This window comes from Nonomuraea coxensis DSM 45129 (assembly GCF_019397265.1).
GTDB lineage: Bacteria > Actinomycetota > Actinomycetes > Streptosporangiales > Streptosporangiaceae > Nonomuraea > Nonomuraea coxensis.
In genome coordinates this window covers 4,985,081-5,007,766 of the sequence record NZ_CP068985.1, presented here as the reverse complement: position 1 = coordinate 5,007,766, position 22,686 = coordinate 4,985,081, and the positions used below count along the sequence as shown (strand labels likewise).

Annotated in this window: 25 protein-coding genes; 14 read left to right on the top strand and 11 right to left on the bottom strand. The window is 74.7% G+C overall.

The features are described 5' to 3' along the window. Positions 1-11 precede the first annotated feature (11 nt). Positions 12-1,031: a LacI family DNA-binding transcriptional regulator gene (locus tag Nocox_RS23630; protein WP_020540328.1), complete on the bottom strand. Its 1,020-nt coding sequence runs from the start codon at positions 1,029-1,031 to the stop codon at positions 12-14. Between the two features lie 119 nt (positions 1,032-1,150). Next, positions 1,151-1,735 carry a hemerythrin domain-containing protein gene (locus Nocox_RS23625; RefSeq protein WP_246649512.1) on the bottom strand — a complete coding sequence of 195 codons (585 nt, stop codon included), beginning with the start codon at positions 1,733-1,735 and terminating at the stop codon, positions 1,151-1,153. 135 nt (positions 1,736-1,870) lie between these two features. Here Nocox_RS23625 and Nocox_RS23620 point away from each other — a divergent pair, with 135 nt between their 5' ends. Further along, positions 1,871-2,332, top strand: a complete 462-nt coding sequence (locus Nocox_RS23620; protein ID WP_020540330.1) for a DUF6789 family protein — start codon at positions 1,871-1,873, stop codon at positions 2,330-2,332. 7 nt (positions 2,333-2,339) lie between these two features. Here Nocox_RS23620 and Nocox_RS23615 read toward each other — a convergent pair whose 3' ends face one another. Further along, entirely contained in the window at positions 2,340-2,594 is a 255-nt protein-coding gene (locus Nocox_RS23615) for a MarR family transcriptional regulator (protein WP_020540331.1), read from the bottom strand. A 225-nt stretch (positions 2,595-2,819) separates the two neighbouring features. Here Nocox_RS23615 and Nocox_RS23610 point away from each other — a divergent pair, with 225 nt between their 5' ends. After that, on the top strand, positions 2,820-3,683 hold the full coding sequence (locus Nocox_RS23610) for an aldo/keto reductase (RefSeq protein ID WP_020540332.1): 864 nt from the start codon (positions 2,820-2,822) through the stop codon (positions 3,681-3,683). 66 nt (positions 3,684-3,749) lie between these two features. Here the strand turns inward: Nocox_RS23610 and Nocox_RS23605 are convergent, their stop codons facing one another. Beyond that, positions 3,750-5,462, bottom strand: coding sequence for a SpoIIE family protein phosphatase (locus Nocox_RS23605; protein ID WP_020540333.1), 1,713 nt, complete (start codon positions 5,460-5,462; stop codon positions 3,750-3,752). A 141-nt stretch (positions 5,463-5,603) separates the two neighbouring features. Here Nocox_RS23605 and Nocox_RS23600 point away from each other — a divergent pair, with 141 nt between their 5' ends. Next, positions 5,604-6,962, top strand: a complete 1,359-nt coding sequence (locus Nocox_RS23600; protein ID WP_020540334.1) for an MFS transporter — start codon at positions 5,604-5,606, stop codon at positions 6,960-6,962. Here the strand turns inward: Nocox_RS23600 and Nocox_RS23595 are convergent. Next, on the bottom strand, positions 6,959-7,477 hold the full coding sequence (locus Nocox_RS23595) for a pyridoxamine 5'-phosphate oxidase family protein (RefSeq protein ID WP_020540335.1): 519 nt from the start codon (positions 7,475-7,477) through the stop codon (positions 6,959-6,961). The genes Nocox_RS23600 and Nocox_RS23595 overlap by 4 nt on opposite strands. Before the next feature lie 270 nt (positions 7,478-7,747). Between Nocox_RS23595 and Nocox_RS23590 the strand changes: the two genes are divergently transcribed. The 5 genes from Nocox_RS23590 to Nocox_RS23570 all read left to right on the top strand — a co-directional run bounded on the left by Nocox_RS23590 (position 7,748) and on the right by Nocox_RS23570 (position 11,597). Beyond that, complete coding sequence (locus tag Nocox_RS23590) at positions 7,748-9,247, top strand: M28 family peptidase (RefSeq protein ID WP_020540336.1); 1,500 nt, start codon at positions 7,748-7,750, stop codon at positions 9,245-9,247. Between the two features lie 82 nt (positions 9,248-9,329). Continuing rightward, complete coding sequence (locus tag Nocox_RS23585; RefSeq protein ID WP_026213755.1) at positions 9,330-9,632, top strand: ArsR/SmtB family transcription factor; 303 nt, start codon at positions 9,330-9,332, stop codon at positions 9,630-9,632. Continuing rightward, a complete protein-coding gene (locus Nocox_RS23580; RefSeq protein ID WP_020540338.1) occupies positions 9,629-10,156 on the top strand; it encodes an SRPBCC domain-containing protein in 528 nt (175 codons plus the stop codon). The genes Nocox_RS23585 and Nocox_RS23580 overlap by 4 nt, the downstream gene beginning before the upstream one ends. An 82-nt stretch (positions 10,157-10,238) precedes the next feature. After that, positions 10,239-10,838: a carboxymuconolactone decarboxylase family protein gene (locus tag Nocox_RS23575; protein WP_020540339.1), complete on the top strand. Its 600-nt coding sequence runs from the start codon at positions 10,239-10,241 to the stop codon at positions 10,836-10,838. A gap of 93 nt (positions 10,839-10,931) precedes the next feature. After that, a complete protein-coding gene (locus Nocox_RS23570) occupies positions 10,932-11,597 on the top strand; it encodes an alpha/beta fold hydrolase (protein WP_020540340.1) in 666 nt (221 codons plus the stop codon). Between the two features lie 20 nt (positions 11,598-11,617). Here the strand turns inward: Nocox_RS23570 and Nocox_RS23565 are convergent, their stop codons facing one another. Both Nocox_RS23565 and Nocox_RS23560 read right to left on the bottom strand, forming a co-directional pair. After that, positions 11,618-12,574, bottom strand: coding sequence for an NAD(P)H-dependent flavin oxidoreductase (locus Nocox_RS23565; RefSeq protein ID WP_020540341.1), 957 nt, complete (start codon positions 12,572-12,574; stop codon positions 11,618-11,620). 97 nt (positions 12,575-12,671) lie between these two features. Continuing rightward, positions 12,672-14,273 (bottom strand): hypothetical protein, encoded by a 1,602-nt coding sequence (locus Nocox_RS23560; protein WP_157382739.1) that lies wholly within the window; start codon positions 14,271-14,273, stop codon positions 12,672-12,674. Between the two features lie 121 nt (positions 14,274-14,394). Here Nocox_RS23560 and Nocox_RS23555 point away from each other — a divergent pair, with 121 nt between their 5' ends. Then, positions 14,395-15,813, top strand: coding sequence for an NsdA family TPR-like regulatory protein (locus Nocox_RS23555; protein ID WP_020540343.1), 1,419 nt, complete (start codon positions 14,395-14,397; stop codon positions 15,811-15,813). A gap of 4 nt (positions 15,814-15,817) precedes the next feature. On the opposite strand, the gene Nocox_RS23550 is transcribed toward Nocox_RS23555, so the two are convergent. Genes Nocox_RS23550 through Nocox_RS23540 form a run of 3 tightly spaced genes read right to left on the bottom strand, consistent with a single transcriptional unit; the run spans position 15,818 to position 18,070 of the window. Next, entirely contained in the window at positions 15,818-16,759 is a 942-nt protein-coding gene (locus Nocox_RS23550) for a hypothetical protein (RefSeq protein ID WP_020540344.1), read from the bottom strand. Positions 16,760-16,813: 54 nt separating this feature from the next. Continuing rightward, a complete protein-coding gene (locus Nocox_RS23545; protein WP_020540345.1) occupies positions 16,814-17,668 on the bottom strand; it encodes a haloalkane dehalogenase in 855 nt (284 codons plus the stop codon). 12 nt (positions 17,669-17,680) lie between these two features. Next, positions 17,681-18,070: a pyridoxamine 5'-phosphate oxidase family protein gene (locus Nocox_RS23540; RefSeq protein WP_020540346.1), complete on the bottom strand. Its 390-nt coding sequence runs from the start codon at positions 18,068-18,070 to the stop codon at positions 17,681-17,683. Between the two features lie 138 nt (positions 18,071-18,208). Between Nocox_RS23540 and Nocox_RS23535 the strand changes: the two genes are divergently transcribed. Next, on the top strand, positions 18,209-18,775 hold the full coding sequence (locus Nocox_RS23535; RefSeq protein WP_026213758.1) for a TetR/AcrR family transcriptional regulator: 567 nt from the start codon (positions 18,209-18,211) through the stop codon (positions 18,773-18,775). Between the two features lie 24 nt (positions 18,776-18,799). On the opposite strand, the gene Nocox_RS23530 is transcribed toward Nocox_RS23535, so the two are convergent. Then, positions 18,800-19,051 (bottom strand): hypothetical protein, encoded by a 252-nt coding sequence (locus Nocox_RS23530; protein ID WP_157382740.1) that lies wholly within the window; start codon positions 19,049-19,051, stop codon positions 18,800-18,802. Positions 19,052-19,433: 382 nt separating this feature from the next. Here Nocox_RS23530 and Nocox_RS23525 point away from each other — a divergent pair, with 382 nt between their 5' ends. Genes Nocox_RS23525 through Nocox_RS23510 form a run of 4 tightly spaced genes read left to right on the top strand, consistent with a single transcriptional unit; the run spans position 19,434 to position 22,472 of the window. Continuing rightward, on the top strand, positions 19,434-20,258 hold the full coding sequence (locus Nocox_RS23525; RefSeq protein ID WP_020540349.1) for a nitroreductase/quinone reductase family protein: 825 nt from the start codon (positions 19,434-19,436) through the stop codon (positions 20,256-20,258). 46 nt (positions 20,259-20,304) lie between these two features. Further along, positions 20,305-20,871 carry a helix-turn-helix domain-containing protein gene (locus Nocox_RS23520; RefSeq protein ID WP_020540350.1) on the top strand — a complete coding sequence of 189 codons (567 nt, stop codon included), beginning with the start codon at positions 20,305-20,307 and terminating at the stop codon, positions 20,869-20,871. Positions 20,872-20,906: 35 nt separating this feature from the next. Continuing rightward, the gene (locus Nocox_RS23515; protein ID WP_020540351.1) at positions 20,907-21,425 is read left to right on the top strand and encodes a GNAT family N-acetyltransferase; all 519 of its coding nucleotides are present in this window, start codon (positions 20,907-20,909) and stop codon (positions 21,423-21,425) included. A gap of 51 nt (positions 21,426-21,476) precedes the next feature. Then, positions 21,477-22,472, top strand: a complete 996-nt coding sequence (locus tag Nocox_RS23510) for a WD40 repeat domain-containing protein (protein WP_020540352.1) — start codon at positions 21,477-21,479, stop codon at positions 22,470-22,472. Positions 22,473-22,686 lie beyond the last annotated feature (214 nt).

Below are 22,686 nucleotides of genomic sequence, written 5' to 3'. Positions count from 1 at the left end.
CCGGCGGGACGTCACCTGGCGGGAGCGGCCGTGCTCTCGCGGACGACCAGCTCGGTGGCGAGCTCGATGCGGCTCTGCGGCAGCGGCTCGCCCTGCGCGAGCGTCAGCAGCATGGTGGTGGCCGCCGCGGCCATGCCGGCGAGCGGCTGGCGGATCGTGGTGAGCGGCGGAAGGGCCCAGCGCACGGACGGCAGGTCGTCGAAGCCGACCACGCTCAGGTCGTCGGGGACGCGCAGGCCGAGCCGGTGGGCCGCGTGGTAGACGCCGATCGCCTGGCCGTCGTTGGTGGCGAAGATGGCCGTGGGCGGATCGGGCAGCCGCAGCAGCCGCTGCGCCGCCGCCAGGCCGCCCTCGATGAGGAAGCTGCCGCAGGCGACGAGGTCGGGATCGACGGGGACGCCCGCCATGTCCAGGGCGGTGCGGTAGCCGTCCAGCCGGGCCCGGCCGGACAGCGCGTAGCCGGGGCCGGTGATGACGCCGATCCGGCGGTGCCCCAGCTCCAGCAGGTGGCGGGTGGCCGCCAGCCCGCCGTTCCAGTTGCCCGCGCTCACCGACGGGATCCCCCTGCCGGGGTCGTCGGCGGGATCGAGCAGGACGAGGGGGATCTCGCGCCGGGCGAGCCGCTCCCGCTGCGTCTCGTCGAGGCTGGAGAACACCGCGATCACGCCGACCCCGGTCGGGCGGCGGCGTAACACGCCCTCCAGCCAGCCCTGCTCCGCGGGGTCGCGGCGGTGCAGCTCCGACACCGCCACCGTGAGCTGGTGCTCGCGCGCCACCTGCTCGACGCCCTTGATGATCTCGACGGGGTAGTCGCCCTCCAGCGCGTGGAAGACCACCTCGACCACGGCGGCCGGCGCGGGCCGCCGGCGCTGCCTGCGGTAGCCGTGCCGCCGGATGAGCGCCTCGACGGCGGCCCGCGTCTCCGGCGAGACCTCGGCGCGGCCGTTGACGACCTTGGAGACCGTGGCGGTCGAGACCCCCGCCAGCTCGGCGAGCTGCGCGAGGGTGAGGGGGGTCGACTCTGCGGTCATGACCGCAGTTTAGTCGCGGGGTCGCGGCGCGGGACGTCATCCGCCAGGCCATGGGCAGGCGCCCTGACGCTCACCGCGTCCGCGGGCGCCGGCCCCGGACCGGCCGCGACGTCACTCGCTCAGGGGTTCTTCCCCATCGCCTGCCGGATGACGTCGCGGACCCGGTCCATCATGGCGGCCGGAGTTCCCATGAGGAGGTTCTTCGTCGCCGACTCCACGCCGGGGTGCGGATGGGTGGGCGCCATCGCCTCGGCGGCCTTGACGCCCGCGGCCATGGCGCGCCGCTCGGCCTTGGTGGTGTGGGCGTACAGCTTGGTGAACTCGTAGCGCTCCTCGCTGCGCGCGTGCGCCTCGACCGCCGCGCGCAGCATGATCAGGTTCGGCATGAAGTCGGGCGCGTCCGCCCCGGCCTCGTCCATCCGCTGCAGCAGCTCCTTGGCCTCGCGCTCCTCGGCGAGCCGGTCGTCCACGATGCCGTCGCCGCCCTCGAACGCGTGCCGCGCGCGCGGGTGCACGATCTCCTCCTCGGCCGTCTCGTGCACGGCCAGCAGCCGCACGAGCCGGGTGAACGCCTCCGGCCGCCGCTCCGCGGACGCCTGCTCGACCTCGTCGAACAGGTCCCTGATCATGCCGTGCTGGGCCTGCAGCAGGTCGATGACGTCCCCCTCGGACATCCTCTCCGGCGCGGTCTGCTGTGCTGTCACGATCGTCCTCCCTCGGTCACGATCCGTGACTACCCCTGCCTCCGGCTGCCACGCGGGGCATTACCGATTCCATCCCAGCGGCAAAAGGTGGCATCGGTGGCGTTACCGTCGTGCTCTGACGGGCAACCGCCATGCATGCTGCGCAACGTGATGAAGGGCGCCCTGGGCGGCACGGCCGCCACCGCCACGATGAGTGTGGTCATGCTCGCGGGGAGCCGCCTGGGACTCATGCCGGACCAGCCACCCAAGCGCATCGCCCGGGCGATGCTGCCGGGCCACCGGCACCGGCCCAAGCCGGGGGAGGGCGTGGCGGGGGCGCTGGCCCACCTTGGTTTCGGCGCCGCCGCCGGCTCCCTGTACGGGCTGCTGACCCGGGGCCGGCACACGCCCGCGCCGCTCGGCGCCGGCTACGCGCTGGCGATCTGGCTCTCCAGCTACCAGGGCTGGGTCCCGCGGCTCGGCATCCTGCCACCGGCCGTCCGCGACCGGCGTGGCCGCCAGGCGGTCATGGTCGCCGGACACCTGGTGTACGGCACGACGCTGGCGCTCACGCTCAACCGGCTCAACGCCCGCACCCCCGGCTCCGGGCAGTCCTGACCGTACGTCAGCCCAAGGACTGGACGCGGTACACCGCGTGCCCTCGGGCGCCGCTCGGATCCTCCACGGCGGTGACCAGGCCGAGCGGGCCCATGAGCTCGTCGAGGGCGCGTGAGGCGCGTTCCCGGTCGAGCCCCGCCCGGCGGGCGATCTCCTCCAGGTCGCCCGGCCCGGCGGGGCCGCTCTCCAGGTAGGAGACGGCCTGGAAGACGGCGGCCTGGTCGCCGTTCAGATCGGCGATGCCGTGATCGAGCTCGCTCATGGCTCTCTCCCTTCGCGTGCAGGCGCCGACGCTGCGCCCCTGCCCGGCGGCCCGGGACTGAACCCTCCGCACCCCTCCGCCCGCCCGGCGGGAGTTTTGGCAGGGTTTGCCGGCACATTGAGGTAGGGCGTGGAGGCACCGGGCAGGCACCCGGGGTGCGCGGAGCCCGTGGCGCGGCGGGAGTCCAGGATCCCGGCGCGCGGCTTCCGGAGAAAGGATCCCGCGATGACCACTGTGACGGCCGACGCTTCCGGCCGCTTCGAGATCGACGGCGCCCTCGGCGTCAACCGCCTCGGCTACGGGACGATGCAGCTCACCGGCCGGGGCGTGTGGGGGCCGCCGGCCGACCCGGACAACGCCGTACGGGTCCTGCGCAGGGCGGCGGAGCTCGGCGTGACCCTCTTCGACACCGCCGACTCCTACGGCCCGATGGTCGCCGAGCCGCTGCTGCGCCGCGCCCTCGCCCCGTACGACGAGGACATCGTCATCGCCACCAAGGCGGGGCTCACCCGGCAGGGCCCGGACCAGTGGACACCCGTCGGCAGGCCGGCCTACCTGCGCCAGCAGTGCGAGATGAGCCTGCGCATCCTCGGCGTCGAACGCATCGCGCTGCTCCAGCTCCACCGCGTCGACCCCCAGGTGCCCCTTGAGGATCAGGTCGGCGAGCTGAAAGCGCTCAAGGACGAAGGGAAGGTCGCGCACATCGGCCTGTCGGAGGTGACCGTCCACCAGATCGAGCAGGCCCGCGCCATCACCCCGATCGCCTCCGTCCAGAACCTGTACAACCTGGCCAACCGCTCCGCCGAGGACGTGCTCGACCACTGCGAACGCCACCGGATCGCCTTCATCCCCTGGTTCCCGCTGGCCACCGGCAGCCTGGCGAAGGCGGGCGGGCCGCTCGCGGACCTCGCCTCCCGGATGTCGGCCACGCCCTCGCAGCTCGCGCTCGCCTGGCTGCTCCGCCGCTCGCCCGTCATGCTGCCCATCCCCGGCACGTCGTCGGTCGAGCACCTGGAGCAGAACGTCGCCGCCGCGGGCCTCCGGCTCAGCGATGACGACGTCGCCGAGCTGACCTCGGCCGTCGCCTAGCCCGCCGGCTGGCCCGCCGGCTGGCCCGCCGGCTGGCCCGCCGTCCGGCCCGCCGCCCTGCCCGGCTCAGGGGACGCGCAGCGCCAGCATGGCCACGTCGTCGTCGTTGTCGGCCGGCCGCACGTCGTCGAGCAGCAGGTCGCAGAGGGCGTCCAGCGGGAGGCCGGCCAGGCCGGCGGCGCGCCGGCACAGCCGGCCCAGGCCCTCGTCGAGGTTGTGCGCCCGGGACTCGACGAGCCCGTCGGTGTAGAGCAGCAGGGCCGAGCCGGGCGGCAGCTCGATCACGGCGTCGGCGCGGGCGGGACGCAGCCCGGTGCCCAGCAGCGGGCCGTGCCCCGCCTCCAGGAACCGGGCCCGCCCGTCCTGCTCGACGAGGAGCGGCGGGGGATGGCCGGCGTTGGCCCAGCGCAGCAGCCAGCCCTCGTCGCCCGCGCGCTCCAGGTGGGCGAGGACGACGGTGGCCATCGTGGTCTGCGCCATCCGGGTCACCGCCAGGTCCAGCCGGTCCAGGACCGTGCGGGGCGACTCCCGCTGCGCTCCGGCGTAGGCGCGCAGCATGTTGCAGATCTGCGCCATGCCGGCGGCGGCGTCGAGGTCGTGGCCGACCACGTCGCCGATCACCAGCGCGGTGCCGCCGCCCGGCAGGTGGAAGGCGTCGTACCAGTCGCCGCCGACCTGCGAGGCGCGGGGCGCGGGAACGTACCGGGCGCTCATCCGCACGCCCGGCACGACCGGCAGTTGCGGCAGCAGGTGGCGCTGCATGGTCTCGGCCACGCGGCGCTGCCGCTCGTACAGGCGGGCGTTGTCCAGGGCCAGCCCGGCGCGGCGGGCGATGTCCTCGACCAGGAGCAGGTCGGTCGTGGTGAACGCGCCCGGCTGGTCGGCCCGCCCGAGGGTCAGCGCCCCCACCACCTCGCGCACCCCGCGGATGGGGACGATGCACGCCGAGTGCATGCCCGTGGCCTGGAACAGCTTCCGCTGGGCGACCGCGATGTGCGAGTCGGGCGTCCCCCGGTAGGTCTCGGGGCCGGCCAGCGTCGCGGTGACGCCGCGCAGCGCCCGCGACAGCGGCATCGGCGACTCCTCCGGCACCGGCGGCATCGGCCCCTGGAGGTCCTCCCGGTGGATCACGCCGCCGTTCTCGTGGTGCGCCACCACGGCGCGTGACACGCCGTGGTCCTCGGTGAGCAGGTCCACCACCGCCCAGTCCGCCAGCAGCGGCACCGTGAGCCGGACGAGCTGGCGCAGCGTCTCCGCCACCTCCAGGCTGGCCGTGAGGATCGTGGTCGTCTCCGCGAGCAGGGCCAGCCGGTCGAGCTCCGACATCGAGGCCGAGGCGCTCTCCGGCTCCCGCCGGGCGGGCTCGGCAATCCCGGACTCGTAGAAGATCACCAGCGAGCCGGTGCGCCCTCCGCCGAGGCCGCACGGCGTGAGCAGCCAGGAGACCGGCAGCAGGGTGCCGTCCCCGCGCTCGAACCACTCCAGCTCCCCCTGCCCGCTGCGCCCGGCGATGAGGGGCTGCCGCATCGCGCACCGGCTGCGGGGCAGGCTCTCGCCGTAGCGGCCGCGATGCAGCACGTCGTGGGCGTCCCGCCCGAGCAGCTCGTCGGCCGTGCGCCCGAGCAGGCGCAGCGCCTGGGCGCTGACCTCGATGATCCGGCCGCGGTCGTCCACCAGGTAGGTGCCGGCCTGGCGGAGCTCGCTCAGCTCGGCCGGCGCGGCGGGCCGTCCGGCCGCTGCCGCCCGGCACCGCCGCTCGTCGCCGTCGGGCGCCTCCATGGAAGCCCTTCCTTTCCTGCCGGTCTCGGCCGGTCCCGGCGGGGACGATCAAGCACGGCTCTGTACGCTCGTACACATGATGCCTGATGGGAACCCGGTCCTCCCCGGCACGAACGATTCCCGGACCCGCCGCCGGGCCCGATGACGCCCGAACGGATCCGTCCCGCCGCCCTTCCCTCCGCGCCCGGCCGCCAGGCGCGGCTGGCCCGCGCCGCCGTCGCGGCGCTGTTCCTCACCAACGGCGCCGTGTTCTTCAACGTGGTCCCGCGCTATCCGCAGATCAAGGCCGACCTCGGCGTGAGCAACGCCGTCTTCGGCGGCGCGGTGGCCGCCTTCTCGGTCGGCGCGCTGCTGGCCGGGCTGCTCGCCGGGGTGTTCGTCCGCCGTTTCGGCTCGGCCCGGGTGGCGGTGTCCGGCACCGTCGCCACCACGCTCGCGATCCTGGCGATCCCGTTCGCGCCGAACTGGGTCGCCTTCGGCGGCGTGCTGTTCGTCGTGGGCGCGCTCGACGCCGTGGTGGACGTCGCGCAGAACGCCCACGGCCTGCGCGTGCAACGGCTCTACCAGCGGTCCATACTCAACTCGCTGCACGGGGTGTGGAGCATCGGCGCGGTGCTGGGCGGCCTGATGGGCGCGGCCGCCGCCGGGCTCCGCCTGCCCCTGGCGGTCCATCTGGGGATCTCCGCCGCGCTGATCAGCGCCGTCGCCGTCGCCGCCTACCGGTTCCTGCTGCCCGGCCCGGAGAACGCCGAACGCGCCCCCCGGCCCCCAGCCTCCGCCGACGGCCATCCCGCTCCTGCCACCGCCCATCCCGCCCCTGCCCCGAACGCAGCCCCTCCGGCCCCTGCCCCGAACGCCGCCCGTCCCGCTTCCGGAGACGGCGGAGCGGCCACCGGCGGCGATCCGGCGGCTTCCGGCGGGCGGCCGGGGCGGCGTTCGTCCGGGGGGCCGGCGGTGGGGATGCTCGCCGCGCTCGGCCTGCTGGCCGCGTGCGGCGCGCTCGTCGAGGACGCCGGCGCGTCCTGGGGCGCCCTCTACCTCACCGGCCTGCGCGCCGACGCCGCCACCGCCGGCCTCGCGGTCGTGGCCTTCCAGACCGCCATGACCGTCGGCCGCCTGTCCGGCGACCGCGTCGTGGACCGCTTCGGCCACCGGACGGTGACCAGGGCGGGCGGCCTCCTGGCCGCCGCCGGGATGGGCGCCGCGCTGGCCGTGCCGTCCGTCCCGTCGGCGCTGGCCGGGTTCGTCCTGGCCGGGCTCGGCACGGCCACCCTCGTCCCCGCCGCCATGCACACCGCCGACGAGCTGCCCGGCCTGCCCCCCGGCACCGGGCTGACCGTCGTGAGCTGGCTGCTGCGCGGCGGGTTCCTGCTGTCGCCGCTGCTCGTCGGGTTCGTCGCCGACCTCGTCAGCCTGCGCGCCGGCCTGCTGTCGGTGGTCCTCGCCGGGCTCGTCGCCTTCGTCCTGGCGCGCGTCCTGGTCGACGACGCCGGACGCTAGGACGCGGTCAGTTTGGCGAAGTCGGGGGCGTAGACCGTCATCCAGTGCGGACGCAGCCGGTAGTACACCACCTCGGTGTCCCAGTCGAAGGCGCCGGCGCCGTAGAAGTCCTTGAAGTAGGCGAGCAGGTCCGGCCAGTCAGGGGCCGGCTCGCCGTCCAGGGGATTGAGGATCTCCACGGTGCCGTGCGTGAACACGCCCAGGTCCTCCCCGCGCATGTGGGCGGCGCTGGCGGCGGGACGGGCCGCGAGGTGGCGGGCCTTGGCGGCCTCGCGGGCCGTGCCGAAGTGCCACATGCCGTGCAGGAAGTGCCCGTCCGCGCCGCTGATCCGCGGCTCGCCCTTCGCCGTCACGGTCGACAGGGCGAGGGTGCACATGCCGGTCAGGACCTCGGTGAGCTGCTCCGCCCGGAGGGTGCGCGCGGTGACGATCGAGCGGAGGTGCGCGGTCGAGCGGGAGAGCGAGGCGTCGAGAAGGGACTGGAGCCGCTTCAGCTCTTCTGGTGTCTCGTGCAAGGAAGGTCCTTCGTTCTCAGGTATCCGGAAGGAACCACCTTCCTCCTGAAACCCGACACCTGATGTCATGTTTTCCGCCGGTCGCGTGCGGTGGAGTGATCATCGAAAGGACATTCCGGAAGAAAGGACCATATGGCCGAGCGAGGCCCGGGCGGCACCTTCTTCCGGGCGCGAGATCGGGTCTAGGCGACCTCCCCGTGTGCCATTACGTTCCTTACAGCACCATCGCGGGGGAATTATCTCGTCCCGTCAGATCCCCAGAGGAATGGCATGAGATCACGTCTGCTCGCCGTACTCACCACCGTGACCCTGGCCCTGGCCGGCGCCCTCACCGGCGCGCCGGCGCCGGCCTCGGCGGCGCTCGCCGCGCCCGACATCCCGCTGGCGGCGGTCAAAGCGCACCTGACCCAGTTACAGAGCATCGCCACCGCCAACGGCGGCAACCGCGCCCACGGCCGGCCCGGCTACCTCGCCTCAGCCAACTACGTCAAAGGCCGCCTCGACGCCGCCGGGTACACGACCACCCTGCAGTCGTTCACCTACAACGGCGCCACCGGCTACAACGTGATCGCCGACTGGCCCGGCGGCAACCCCGACGACATCCTCATGATCGGCGCCCACCTCGACAGCGTGACGGCCGGCCCCGGCATCAACGACAACGGCTCCGGCAGCGCCGCGATCCTGGAGACCGCGCTCGAGGTCTCCCGGCAGGCGCTCCAGCCCACCAAGCACCTGCGCTTCGCCTGGTGGGGCGCCGAGGAGCTGGGGCTGCGCGGCTCGCAGTTCTACGTCACCAACCTGGCCGCCGCCGAACGCGCCAAGATCAAGGGGTACCTCAACTTCGACATGGTCGGCTCGCCCAACGCCGGCTACTTCATCTACGACGGCGACAACTCCGACGGGGTCGGCTCCGGCCCCGGCCCCGCCGGCTCCGCCGACCTCGAACGGGTCCTCCAGGACTACTTCGCCTCGATCGGCGTGCCCACGCGCGGCACCGACTTCGACGGCCGCTCGGACTACGGCCCGTTCATCTCCCAGGGCATCCCGGCCGGCGGCACCTTCACCGGCGCCGAGGGCGTCAAGTCCAGCGCCCAGGCGCAGCTGTGGGGCGGCACGGCGGGGCAGGCCTTCGACCCGTGCTACCACCGCTCCTGCGACACGACGGCCAACATCAGCGACACCGCGCTCGACCGCAACGCCGACGCGGTCGCGTACGCGGTCTGGACCATCGGCACCGCCGTGCCGCCCACCGTGGTCTGGGCGGACGACTTCGAGACCGACCGGGGCTGGACGCCCGTGGCCGGCACCGCCACGAGCGGCCTGTGGGAGCGCGGAGACCCCGAGGCCACCACCTCCAGCGGCGCCAAGCAGCTCGGCACCACGGTCAGCGGCGTCAACGACCTGGTCACCGGCCGGTCGGCCGGATCGTCCGCCGGCGCCAACGACGTCGACGGGGGAGTGACCTCGATCCAGTCGCCGCCGATCACGCTGCCCGCCGGGGCGCCGAAGCTGTCGTTCTCCTGGTACCTCGCGCACGGCAGCAACTCCTCCAGCGCCGACTACCTGCGGGTCAAGGTGGCCGGAAGCACGACGAGCACCGTGTTCCAGCAGCTCGGCGCGGCCACCGACCGCGACGGCGCCTGGGCGGTCGCGACGGTCGACGTGTCAGCGTTCGCGGGCCAGAGCGTCCGCGTGGTGGTCGAGGCGGCCGACGCCTCGACCGCGAGCCTGGTGGAGGCCGCCGTGGACGACGTCAAGATCCTGCAGTAGGGAGGCCGGACGCGGCGGTCCGCCGGACGGGCGGACCGCCGCGGGGTTGCGTTACATATAGCCATTCGGCAATATGTATGCCATGAGCGCCTACGCAGCCTTGGCGGAGCCGCACCGCAGGCGGATCCTCGACCTGCTCCGCACCGGTGAGCGGCCCGCCGGTGAGCTGGTGAAACACCTCGACCTCAGCCAGCCCGGCGTGTCCAAGCACCTCAAGGTGCTCCGCGAGGCCGGGCTCGTCGCCGTGCGCACGCACGGCAAGCAGCGCGTCTACTCGCTGCGCCCCGAACCGCTCGCCGAGGTCGCGGAGTGGCTGGAGCCCTACCGGATGCTCTGGTCCCAGCGTCTCGACGCCCTCGAACGACACCTGGAGGACAACCCATGACCGACGGAACCCTGGAGACCATCGACGGCCGCCCGGCGCTGCGCTTCGAACGCGTGCTCGCCTTCCCCGTCGAGCGCGTGTGGCGGGCCGTGAGCGTGCCCGACGAGCTGAGGGCCTGGTTCCCCGCCGCCGTCGACTGGACGCCGGCGGTCGGCGAGATCCTCGACGCCGGCGGCGCGAGCGTCGAGGTGACCGAGGTCGACCCGCCCCGCCGCCTGGCCTGGACGTACGCCGGCCAGCCGTACAGCTTCGACCTGACCCCCGACGGCGACGGCTGCCGGCTCGTCTTCGTGCACGTCATCGACGACCACGGCCTCGCGGCGCAGACCGCCGCCGGGTGGGACGTCTACCTGTCGCGGCTGGAGCCGTACCTGTCCGGCCGGGCCGTCACCGAGGAGGAGGCGCACGAGCACTGGGGGGAGACGCACGAGCGCTACGCCGCGCGCTTCGGGGCCGACCCGGAGCCGGGCCGCCGCTTCGCCGCCGCGCTGCGCGGGAACGGGGACGGGAACGGCGCCGCGTAGTGGGCCTGTGCCCGCGCGCGGGAAGCGGGCATGCTGAAGTGCCGGACGGAGCGTCCGGCACCGACGCGGCACTGGCGGTGGCATGAGCAACTTCCTTCCCGAGCCCGAACTCGGCGACGCGGCCCAGCGGCTCTACGACGAGGACCTGGCCGACCACGGGTACGTGATGAACCTGTCCCGGCTGTGGGCGTACCAGCCGGAGGCGCAGGGCGAGCTGTTCGGCCTGATCGGCGGCGTGGCCGCGGCCGGCGGGCTGACGCTGCGGCAACGCGCCGTGCTGGTCACCGCGTGCGCCTCCACGATCGGCGACTCCTACTGCTCGCTGGCCTGGGGGACCAGGCTCGCGGAGGTCGCAGGGGCCGAGGCGGCGGGCGGGCTGCTGCGCGGCGACGACGCCGGGCTGGAGGAGCCCGAGCGGGCGATGGCCGCGTGGGCGCGGAAGGTGGCCCGCGACCCCAGCGCCACCCGGCCCGAGGACGTGGAGGAGCTGCGGGCGGCGGGGTTCGGCGACGGGCAGATCTTCGCGATGACGGCGTTCGTCGCGTTACGGCTGGCGTTCTCGACCGTGAACGACGCGCTCGGGGCGCGGCCCGACGCCGCCCTGCACGCGGCGGCGCCCGCGCCGGTACGCCGTTCCGTCACCTACGGCAGGCCCGCCGAGACCGCCCAGGAAGTGCCGTAAGGGGGCAGCCCCCGCGGCCACACGGCCGCCACGGACGGGGGCCAGGACTCGCCCGCCCGATGAGTTCGGACGCCGCCGCGGGTCTCCACCGGCATGACGACTTTCGCACTCATCCACGGCGGCGGCGGGAGCGCCTTCGACTGGCACCTGGTCGAGGCGGAGCTGCGTGACCGCGGCCACGACACGGTCGCGGTGGACCTGCCGATGTCCGACCCGCGGTCGGGGCTCTGGGACTACGCCGACGCCGTCGTCCGGGCGGCCGGCGGGCGCCGGCCTCTCGTGGTGGTGGCCCACTCCTGGGGCGGCTTCGTCGCCCCGCTCGTCTGCGCCCGCGCGCCGGCCGCCGCGCTCGTCCTGGTGACCGCCATGATCCCGGCCCCGGGCGAGCCGCCGGACGACTGGTGGGAGCGCAGCGGGCGGCCCCCGTCCGGCATCGACGACGAGCACGAGCTCTACTTCCACGACGTCCCCCGCGACCTGGCCCGGCGGGTGGCGGACCACGACGGCGCGCTCGCCGCGACCGTGAGCGTGGACCGGGCGGGCCGCGAGCCGTGGCCCCTGCCCGCCTGGCCGGACGTGCCGACGAGATACCTGCTCTGCCGCGACGACCGGTTCTTCACCCCCGGCTTCGTCCGCCGGCACGTCGGGGAACGGCTCGGCATCACCCCCGACGAGATGCCCGGCGGCCACATGGTGATGCTGTCGCGACCCGCGGAACTGGCCGCCTACCTGGCGGGAGTCCTGCCGGCCGCCCCCTGATCCCGTGACGGCCGCCGGCGTCAGGGCCGGGCGAAGCGGGACAGGAGCTCGTCCACCGCCGCGAACCCGGCCACCACCTCGGCGGCCGGGCGCTCGTGCCGCACCAGGCCGACCGCCTGCCCGGCGTACACGTACGCGGTGTCGTAGTCGCCGTCCCGCCGGGCGGCCGTCAGCTCGGCGCGCGCCCCCTCGTCCTCGCCCAGCTCCTCCTCCCTGCCGTGCCACCGGTCGAAGAAGGCGTTGCGCAGGGCCCGCCCTCCGTACTCCGGCGGCCAGGCCAGGCGCTGGGCCACGTCGAAGACCCGCCCGTAGGCGGTGCCGGTCTCGCCGGCGGCGAGCAGCCGCGCCCGGGCCGGCCCGGCGAGGGTCGTCTCGGCGCAGCCGAGGAACGCCGTCCCCGCCCATCCGCCCTCGGCCCCGGCCGCCAGCACGGCGGCGAGGCCGCGCGCCGTCGCGACGCCGCCCGCCGCGAGCACCGGGACGTTCACCGCGTCCAGGACGCTCTGCAGCAACGGCAGGGTCGCGACCTCGTCGCGCCCGTGCCCGCCGCCCTCGCCGCCCCGCGCCACGACGACGTCCACGCCTGCGCGTTCGGCGGCCAGCGCCTCCTCCGTGGTGCCCGCCTGGGCGGCGACGGTGATGCCCGCGCCGCGCAGCGGCTCCACGTACGGGGCGAGGTCGCCGTAGCTGACGGAGACGAGGGCGGGCCGGGCGGCGAGCACCGCGTCGAGCTGCCCGGGGCTGTCCGGCAGCGCCCACGCCATCAGCCCGATCCCGTACGGCCGCCCGCTCCCGGCCGCGACGGCGGCCTGCTCGGCCACCCACGAGCCTGGCGCGTTCGCCGGCACGCCGAACATGCCCAGCGCGCCCGCCGCGGACACGGCCGCCGCCAGCCTCCCGTCGCCGACCCCCGCCATCGGCGCCCCCACCAGCGGCACGTCCAGCCCGAACCGATCGGTCAACCAGGTACGCGGCATCGCCCTGCTCCTTCGCCTCACCACCCCGACACCGCTCATGGTGCCAACCCTCGCGGAACCTGTCGTACGCGAGGTCGTCTCCGGCGGCGCCGCGGCGCTACGGCCGGGTCCACGGCACGAGGAGCCCGCTCACGGCCGACAGGATCCCCCGGGTGAACGGCGACACGCTCGCCGGCCCGTGGAACGGCGGCGTCCCGCCCCCGGTCACCCCTTCCAGCGTGCCCAGATCGGCCCCGGGGTGGCAGGCGATGCCGGGCCCGGGCAGGTCGGCCAGCAGGAACTCACCGTCGTCGCAGCGTGCCTGCGCCGGATGCGCGGCCCGCCGCACCCAGCGCGCCCGCCCGTCCCGGCCGAGCCGGTAGACGCCGGAGCCCTGCCCGCCCGCCATCCGGACCGGCGGCCCCTCGGCCAGGCGCAGCCGCACCGCGAACGGCCCGCCCTGCTGGGTGGCGCGCAGCAGCGTGAGCTGGTTGAACTCCGCCGGGTCGCCGAGCCAGCCCACCGGCCGGCCGAGCATCACCGCGAGCTGCCCCAGCACGAACGGCGGCAGCCCCACCGCCTGCTGGTTGACCGCCTCCACCTCGTCGCGCCGCTGCCGCCGCCACCGCAGGGCGGTCAGGCGGACCCGCTCGTCCGGCGTGAGGAGCGCGTCCACGCCGAACATCCCGGCGGCCCCGTACCTCCGCCAGGCCCAGAGCGCCACCCGTTCGGCGCACTCGACGAGCAGCGCGGCGGCGGGCGCGGGCCAGGGCCGCGACCAGTCGGCACCGGCGGCGCTCACGGGGCCGGCGGACGGCTCGGTGACGCCGGTCGTGAGGTGCGCGGGCCGGTCGGCGTACACGTGGACGCCGCCCTTGCCGTCCGGCACGCTGAGCACGGTGATCGCGACCGGCCAGCCGTCCACGTACGCGGCCACCCGGTACGGCCCGAGCAGCCGCGCCGCGCGGCCCATGTCCGCCTCCCCGGACACGATCACCGTGCCGCTCCCGCCGGGCCCGCCCGCCTGCACCACCACGCGCTCGGCCCCGACGGCCCGCCGCAGCTCGGCCGGCGACGGCAGCCGGTCCACGTGCATGCTGCGGACCCGCGCCACGGCGGGCACCCCGGCGGCGCGCAGGAGGTCGTCGAGCAGCGGCTTGGACTCCAGCGTGAACCGTACGCCGGGATCGATCGCGGCGGGCGTGCCGCCGGGGCCGGCCAGCTCGCCGAGCCGGACGTCCGCGCCGCCGGTGACGACGACCGGCGGGCGGTCGAGCTTGAGCAGGTGCCGGGCGGCCTCGTGGCGTACCCGGCGGGGCCAGCCGTGGCGCTCGGCCACGGAGCGGACGCGGGTGCGGTCCTCGGCCGCGACGACCAGGTCCGCCTGGGCGGGGTCCCAGGCGGCGTAGCAGCCGATGGCGAGCGCCGGCCGCAGCGCCCCCACGGCGGACGGGCCGGTGTAGCCGGTGCGCAGCGCGCTCGTGCACCGGTCCACGACGACCAGAGGCCGGCCGGCCAGCACCTCCTCCCGCACGGCCTCGGCGTCCCACCGCGCCGCCCAGGGGTCCCGGGCGCTGGAGGCCCGGTCGCCGGAGGCCCAGGCGCCGGAGCCCCGGTCGCCGGGGGCCCGGTCGTAGGTGGCCCGGTCGCCGGGCGTCCGGTCACTGGCGGCGACCGCGCCGCTGTGGCGGGGCGTTCGTTTCTCCTGCTGTCCGTTCATGTCGCTGCCCCCCGACATAAATCATCCTTCGGAACGCTGTGTCACGGTCCGCACTATTGACGGTGCTCTGCGTGGAGCGCAGAGTCGAGGGCACCAGGATGTGAAGCGATGTGAAGATGCGATGCCGCCCCGCCGCACCCACCCCGTCGCCAACCGGGCCCTGGCCGCGCTGATCGAGCAGGCCGCCTGGACGCACGCCGCCCTCGCCCGCCACGTCAACGCCGCCGCCGCCGCGAACGGCGACCGCCTCCACTACGACCGCTCGGCCGTCGGGCACTGGCTGACCGGCACCGTCCCGCGTCCGGAGGCGGTGGCCGCGGTGGTGGAGGCGTTCCGGCGGCGGCTGGGCCGGACCGACCTGACCGCCGCGCACCTCGGCTGGCCGGACCCGGGGGTCGTGCAGCCCGACGACCCCTGGCGGGGCGACCCCTGGCGCGGCGACCCGGTGGCCCGCCTGGCCACGCTGGGGGAGGACGACCTGCTGAACCGGCGCACGGTGCTCACGGCGGGCACGTTCACGCTGGCCGCGCTCTCGGGCCTGGCGGCCGGCGCGCGCGTCCCGGCCGCCGCGGAGGTCGCGGCGGAGGTCGCTGCGGGGGTCGCCGCGGGGGCCGCCGCGCTGATCGCGTCCGGCGGCCGGGCCCCGGCCAGGGCGGGCGCGGCCGACGTCACCAGGATCCGCGCCGCGACCGCCGGCTTCGCCGACCTCGACGACCAGTACGGCGGCGGCCACGCCCGCGCCGCCGTGGCCGCCTACCTGGCGCGGGAGGTCACGCCGCTGCTGCACGGCACGACCGGCCGCCGCCGCCCCGACCTGTTCGGTGCCGCCGCCGAGCTGAGCTACCTGGCCGCTTACATGGCGATGGACGCCGGCGCGAACGCCCTGGCCCAGCGCTACTACATCAGCGCCGTCCGGCTCGCCGACGAGGCCGGCGACCTCGTCCTGCGCGCGACCGCGCTGCGGAGCATGGCCGTGCAGGCCGCCGAGCTGGGCCACGACGAGGAGGCGCTGGCCCTCGCCGAGGCGGCGGCCTCCGCGCTCGGCGGGCACGGACCGCCGCGTACGCAGGCGTGGGTCACCGGCATGCGCGCCGAGGCGCACGCCGCCGCCGGCACCCGCCACGACGCGCTGAGCCTGCTGCACCGCACCGAGACCCAGCTCGAACGCGCCGACTCCCGCCCCGAGTCGGAGTGGACGGGCAACTACCGGCGCGAGTCACTGGAGCACCAGATCGGGCTGACCCTGACCAGGCTCGGCGACCACGCCGGGGCGGCCCGCCACTTCGCCGCCTCCATGGACGCCCGCCGCCCCGTCGAGCGGCGCACCCGCACGCTCATCGGGCTGCGCGCGGCGCACGCCTTCCTGCGCGCCGGGGACGTCGAGCGGGCCGCGGTGACCGTGCTCGGGCTGAGCGAGGACGTCCGGCTGGTGGCCTCGGCCCGCGTCCGGGGCGAGCTGCGCGAGCTGCGGACGGCCTGGCAGCCGTACCGCGGCGCGGCCCTCGTGGCGGAGGCCGACCGCGCGCTCCGGGGCGCGTGACCGGTCAGATGTCGTGGGTCCAGAGGGTGAGCAGCTCCTCGGCCGCGGCGGTGCGGGGGGTGACGCTCCGCTCCTCGTGGTCCACCTCGATCTCGACCGGACGCAGGTCCGGGACGAGACCGCTGACGAGCGCCTGCTCCTCCGGCAGGTCCTCGTGCGCGCCCGGCCGCCACCAGTAGACCTGCGGGGTGAGCGGGTGCTCGCCCTGCTCGGCATGCGTACGGCTGAGCGACTGCATCGTCTCCATCGCCGCGACCAGGTGCACGTCGCCGATGATGTGCACCAGCACGTACTCGGGGACGGGGAACGACACCAGTGCGCCGAGCCCGGCCTGCCGCAGATGCCGCTTGAGCACGTGCGCGTGGGCGCCGATGTAGCGGTGGGTCTGCCCGATGTGGGTGATCGGCACGCCCCAGAGCTGATGGGTCTCGACGTAGTGCGGCTCCCGGTGGAGGGAGGCGCGCAGCGCGGCGCCGAACACCTCGTTCTCGCCGCGGTGACCGAGATCGGCGCGGTTGAGCGGGACGATGGAGTCGGGCAGATCCATGACCACCGTCTCGACCAGGCCAGGCGCGAGCGGGCGGGTCACCAGCGACTCCAGGAGGCCGGGCGGGTCGGCGAGCGTCTGCTCGGTGTAGAGGCGGATCCGCAGCGACTCCTCGGCCAGCAGCCGGTCGATGTCGACCGCGGACGCCTGGGCGGCCTGGGCCCGGCTGTGGTGGCGGCGGACTCCCTGGACGAATCCGCGGGCGAACTCGGCGGCGAACCCGGGGATCTCGGACGGGGGCAGGAGGTCGGCGTGCTCGGTGTAGACCGTCACGTCGGCGGGGATGTCGCCGATCTCCGGCAGGCTGAGGCTGACGGTCGTCGGGCCGACGAACCTGGCCTCGACGTTCTCGCCCGCGAAGGCGCTGATCAGAGCGTGGACGGCGACGTCCTGGACCATCGTTCGTTCTCCTTGGGCCGGTGGCAGCCCTCCGATCGTAGAGGCGGGCGGCCGTCAGCGGGTCGAGGTTCGCGACCAGGAGGCCACGTCCGCCGCGATGACCAGCGGACGGTCCTCCGGCGTGTGGTGCCCGGCCACCTCGTCGTGCTCGCGGACCTCCAGCGAGGCCATGGTGGCGGCGCACCACTTCACGGTCTCCGGCGTCCACATCGATCCCGGGCCCGGCCGGAAGCCGATCAGCAGCTTCGGCACCTCCGGGCTGTCCGCCGCCCACCGTCCGAACGCCTCCATCCTCGCCACCACGTCCGCGGGCTCGCCGCCGAGCGGCATCGAGCGCGGCCACCGCAGCAGCGGCAGCCGGCTCTCCCTCGTCGGGTACGGCCGCAGGTAGACCTCCAGGTCCTCCTCGGCCAGCGGGGTGGCCATGGTGGCGGGCAGGCCGCGCAGGAAGGCGTTGTCGTCGAGGATCATCGCCTCGCCCACGCCCTCGGTCCTGATCGCCCGGAACAGCTCCCGGCCGCCCTCGGGGAACTCCTCCCAGCTCATGGGCTTGACGACGGCTTCGGTGAAGGCGATGCCGCGCACCCGGCCCGGGTGGCGGGCGGCCCAGTCGAAGGCCAGCGCGCCGCCCCAGTCGTGGCCCACGAGCAGTACGTCGTCGAGCTCCAGGGCGTCGAACCAGGCGTCGAGGTAGCGGGCGTGGTCGGCAAAGGTGTAGTCGACGGGCGGCCTGCCCGACTCGCCCATGCCGATGAGGTCGGGGGCCAGGTGGCGGCCGGGCCCGGCGGCGGGCATGACGTTGCGCCACAGGTGGGAGCTGGTGGGGTTGCCGTGCAGGAAGACGGTGGGCGCGCCGGAGCCCAGCTCGCGGTAGGACATGGTGGAGCCGAGGACGTTCAGTACGGGCATGAGGAGTTCCGTTCAGAGGTTGAGGGTCAGGACGCGGCTCACCGCGATCTCGACGACGACCCGGCCGGGAGGGGCGGGGGGCGGCGAGCCGTAGCGGTGGGTGTAGCGGCGGACGGCCTCCGCCACCCGCCCGCGATCGGCGGACACCGTGGCGGTGCCCTCCAGCGTGGCCCAGCGGAAGCCGTCCACCTGGCAGAGGGCGGCGTGCGGGGCGGCCGCGAGGTTGCGGGTCTTGCGGGCGCCGGCGACGGTCAGCACACGGGCCAGGGACGCGCCGGGATCCCAGGTGAAGCGGACGGCCGTGACGTGCGGGGTGCCGTCGGGGCGCAGCGTGGTCAGGGTGGCGACGTCCGGCCCGGCGAGGAAGCGGAGCAGCGGCCGGGACGCGCGGGGCGAGGTCATCCGCGCGGCCGGCGGGGAAGGCGGCGTCCGCCTTGGTCGTGCGGCAGTGTCATGGTTCCTCCCAGGAGAGTTAGTTAGCTGACTGACTCAGGGCGAGACCATAGCGTGCCGCCGGAGCGGTTGTCTATAGTGAGTGAGGTGACTGACTCAATGAGGGCGGGCAAGCGCGAGCGGCTCGCCGCGGCGGCCGCCCGGGTCCTCCACGAGCAGGGCGTCGAGAAGACCACGCTCGCCGACATCGCCCGCGCCGCCGACGTCCCCGTCGGCAACGTCTACTACTACTTCAAGACCAAGGACCAGCTCATCGGGGCCGCCATCGACACCCACGGCCGCGAGCTGGAAGCCCTGATCCACCGCCTCGACCGGCTTCCCGCCCCGCAGGACCGGCTCAAGGCCCTCGTCGGCGGCTGGGTCGGGCAGAGCGACGTCACCGCCCGCTTCGGCTGCCCCACCGGCACCCTCGCCTCCGAGCTGGACAAGCGCGACGACGGCCTCGACCGGGCCGTCGCCACCGTCATGGGCGCGCTGCTCGACTGGATGGAACGGCAGTTCGCCGCCATGGGACGCGACGACGCGCGGGAGCTCGCGGTCGCCCTGCTGGCCGCGTACCAGGGCGTGTCGCTGCTCACCAACACCTTCCGCGATCCCGCTCTCATGCGGACGGAAGGGCGGCGGCTGGAGCGCTGGATCGACTCCCTCGCCTGAGGGCGGCCGCCGGCGGGGCGCGGCTCAGCCGGTGACCTGGCGGAACACGACGGTCGCGCGGTACTCGCCGCCGTCGTCCACCTTCTCCACGTCGGCGCTGAGCACGGTCACGCCCGCGTGCTCGGCCCGTCCGCCGTAGAAGAGGCGGGCCTCGTCGAGCGCGCGGGCGCGCAGGTCGGCCGGCGTCCGGCCGACGACGGTGACGCGCAGGTCCATGGAGAACGTGCTGTCGTCATCGCCGAACCAGACATGCGTCCCTAAGGGCGGCATGCTCATATGACAGTCCCTTCAATGGGATTCGTCCGGGATGGAAAGTCCCTTCCCGCCGCTCGCCTCGCATAACGTCCCCGTTCCGGCGATCATCGCGACGGCGGCGGCGTACGCGGACGCTTGACAAGATCCTCAAGGGCGCGTGTAATGGCCGTCGCGTCGCGTGACGCCGGCCGGTGTGCACGGCGGCGGCATGGAGGCGCCTGATCAAAGGGGATGACGCCGTGGACACTCACTCGTTCGGTCGTGCCTGACCACCGGATCCCCGCGCGTCACCCCATGCCACGGACGGTGTAGTCGGCCCGTCCCGCTCTCTGACGGCATGCCGTGCGGGTTCACCCATGCCCGCCGACTCCTCACGCATCCCCTCACGGAGTGACGAACACGCATGCCCATGGACTTCAACCAGCAGATCATCGACGAGTTCCGCGCCAACGGCGGCCGGGTCGGCGGCCCCTTCGAGGGCGCCAGGCTGCTCCTGCTGACCACCACCGGCGCCCGTAGCGGCGCGCCGCACACCGTACCGGTCGCGTGCCTGCCCGACGGCGACCGCGTCCTCGTCATCGCCTCGGCGGGCGGCTCGCCCCGCCACCCCGCCTGGTACCACAACCTGCGCGCCGACCCGCGCGTCACCGTCGAGGACGGGACGTTCACCTACCAGGCCGAGGCGGTCGTGCTCACGGGCGAGGAACGCGACCGGCTGTTCGCCCGCGCCGTCGAGCAGAGCCCCGGATGGGCCGACTACGAGACCAGGTCCGGGCGGGTCCTGCCGGTGGTCGCGCTCGTCGCCGCCGATCCCGGGCCGCCCGCCGGCCCCATGGGGGACGCGCTCAAGAGCCTGCACGACGCCTTCCGCCGGGAGCTGGCCCTCATCCGCGCCGAGGTCGCCGCCTCGGGCCCGCGCGTGGCCGCCCAGCTCAAGGTCAACTGCCTGACCCTCTGCCAGGGGCTGCACGTGCACCACGCGCGCGAGGACGACTACATGTTCCCCGCGATGGAGGGACGCCATCCGGAGCTGGGGCCGGCGCTGGAGCGGCTGCGGGCCGAGCACGCCGTCGTGGCGCGGCTGCTGGAGGAGCTGCGTACGCTGCTGGCGGCCGACGACGTGGCCCAGGACACGCTGCTGGCCGAGGTCGAGCGGCTGACGGCGGAGCTGGAGGCGCACCTCGACTACGAGGAGGAGCAGCTCGTCCCGCTGCTCAACGCCGGCTAGCCCCATGGTGCGCCGTGTGTCTCACATCTGGGATATCATCCCGGATGTGAGAAGCGCGGAGGAGCTGGACGTCCGGCTCGCGGAACGGCTGGCGGAGCTGCGCGTCGAGCGCGGATGGCCGCTCGACGAGCTGGCCGCCCGCACCGGCGTCAGCCGTTCCACCCTGTCCCGGCTCGAACGGGCGGAGATCAGCCCCACCGCCGCCCTGCTCAACAAGCTCTGCGCCGTCTACGAGCGGACCCTGTCGCGCCTGCTGGCCGAGGTCGAGTCGGAGCCGCCGCTGCTCGTGCGCGCGGCGGAGCAGCGGGTGTGGCGGGACGAGGAGTCCGGCTTCGCCCGCCGGTCGGTCTCGCCGCCGCATCCCGGCCTGCGCGGGGAGGTCGTGGAGGGAACGCTGCGGCCCGGCGCGGACATCGCCTACGACGTGCCGCCCGTACCCGGCCTGGAACAGCACATCTGGGTGCTGGAGGGCACGGTCGAGATCGCCGCGAACGGCCGCGCGCACACCCTCACCGCCGGTGACTGCCTGCGCTTCGTGCTGTGGGGCGCCTCCCGGTTCCACTGTCCCGGCCCCGGGCCGGCCCGCTACGTCATCCTCGTCGTCCTGCCCTGACCCCCTCTGTAGCGCTCGCTGGAAGGATCCCGCGCATGTACGCCATCGACCCGCTGCCGGCCGAGGAGTTCGACTCCGCGATCAAGGACCTGGCCGCTCTGCTCGTCGACGCCGTGGACGACGGCGCGTCCGTCGGCTTCCTGTCGCCGTTCGGGCTGGAGGAGGCCGCCGCCTGGTGGCGGGCCCAGGCCCCGGCCGTGGCCTCGGGCACCCTCCGGGTCTGGGTGGCCCGTGACGCCTCCGGCGTCGCCGGCACGATCAGCCTCGTCATGGCAGGCAAGCCCAACTCCCGCTACCGCGGCGAGATCATCAAGCTGATGGTGCACCGGGACGCCCGGGGCCGCGGCCTGTCCCGCGCGCTGCTCGCCACCGCCGAGCGGGCCGCGCTCGCCTCCGGCGTCCACCTGCTCATGCTCGACACCGAGACCGACAGCACCGCCGAGCGCGTCTACCTCACCGGCGGCTGGACCCGCTACGGCATCGTGCCCGGCTACGCCGCCTCCCCGGACGGCACCCCGGCCGCCTGCAGCTTCTTCTACAAGGACCTCCGGTGAGGTTATCGGATCGCGATCAACCTTGACCGGGGGCGCCAGGTCCAACCCCGTATGAAGATCCTTCGTGCGGCGCTCGCCGGCTGCGCGGTCGTCCTGGCCGTCCCGGGGAGCGCGAGCGGAGCCGTCTCCACGGGTGGGACGCCCGCGCCGATCCGGTACGTCGCCGTCTCCGACTGTGCCAAGGACCCGCGGAACGCCGCCTGGTGCGGCTCCTGGTGGTACCGGACGACCGGCGGCGAGCGGCATCCGCTGCCCGGGGTGGGCCGGTGGGAGGGCGCGGTCGCGGTCAGCGGCGACGGGCGCCGCCTCGCGTACGTCAGGGCCAAGGACGCCCGGCTCGTCATCCGCGACCTCGGCGGCGGGACGCGGGTGTCGAAGGCCAGGGCGTGGCCCTCCGGGATCGAGCTCGACGGCACCCGGGTGACGATGTCGTACGACGGCTCCCTCGTCGCGGTGTCCTGCTGCTGGGCCGGCAACACCATGAGCCCCGCGCGGGTGTACGACGCCGGCACCGGAGCCCTCCTCGGCAAGGTGCCGGACGTGGCGGTGAGGGACGACGTCGTGAGCTTCAGTGGCGACGGCGACCAGATCCTGGCCAGGTCGTACGACGAGCAGCCCGGCAGGCTCCGCGTCCACGACCTGGACGGCAGGCGCACCGCCGAGGTGGTCCCGCCCCGGCTGGTCGGCGAGAACGGCGCCACCGCCGCGCTCGACGCCGCAGGCCGCACCGTCGCCGTCTACGCCACCGGCCGCAGGCCCGCGATCGCCCTGTACGACCTGGAGACGCGCGAGGTCACCGCCACGATCCCGGTGCCGGCGTCCGGCCAGAAGGTGGGGCGGGACCCCGTCGAGAAGAGGCTCATGGAGGTGGACACGGACGTCAGGCTCGACTGGACGGGCGGCTCCACCCTGCGCATGATCAGGAAGCTCGGCTTCAAGCGGACGCGGGTGCAGGTGTACGCCATCGACACCGGCACCGGGACGGTCCGTCAGGAGCGCGGTTACGCCGTGGACGGGACCGTCCACGAGGCGGTCAGCGGGCTGTGACGCCGGGGCGACGGCACGGGGGACCCGGCGGGCGTGCCGCATGCCCTATCTGGTGAAACTACCTTAAGTAGCCATACCGCTACGTTATGCCATCGTGACCATGGGCACGAATGTCTACACAAAGCCGACGAGGCGGCCGATAGGGCGATTCGCCCTGTCCTGGCGCTGACGCCCGATCGGCGAACCTCCCACCCAGGGACGACCGGTCGAGGCC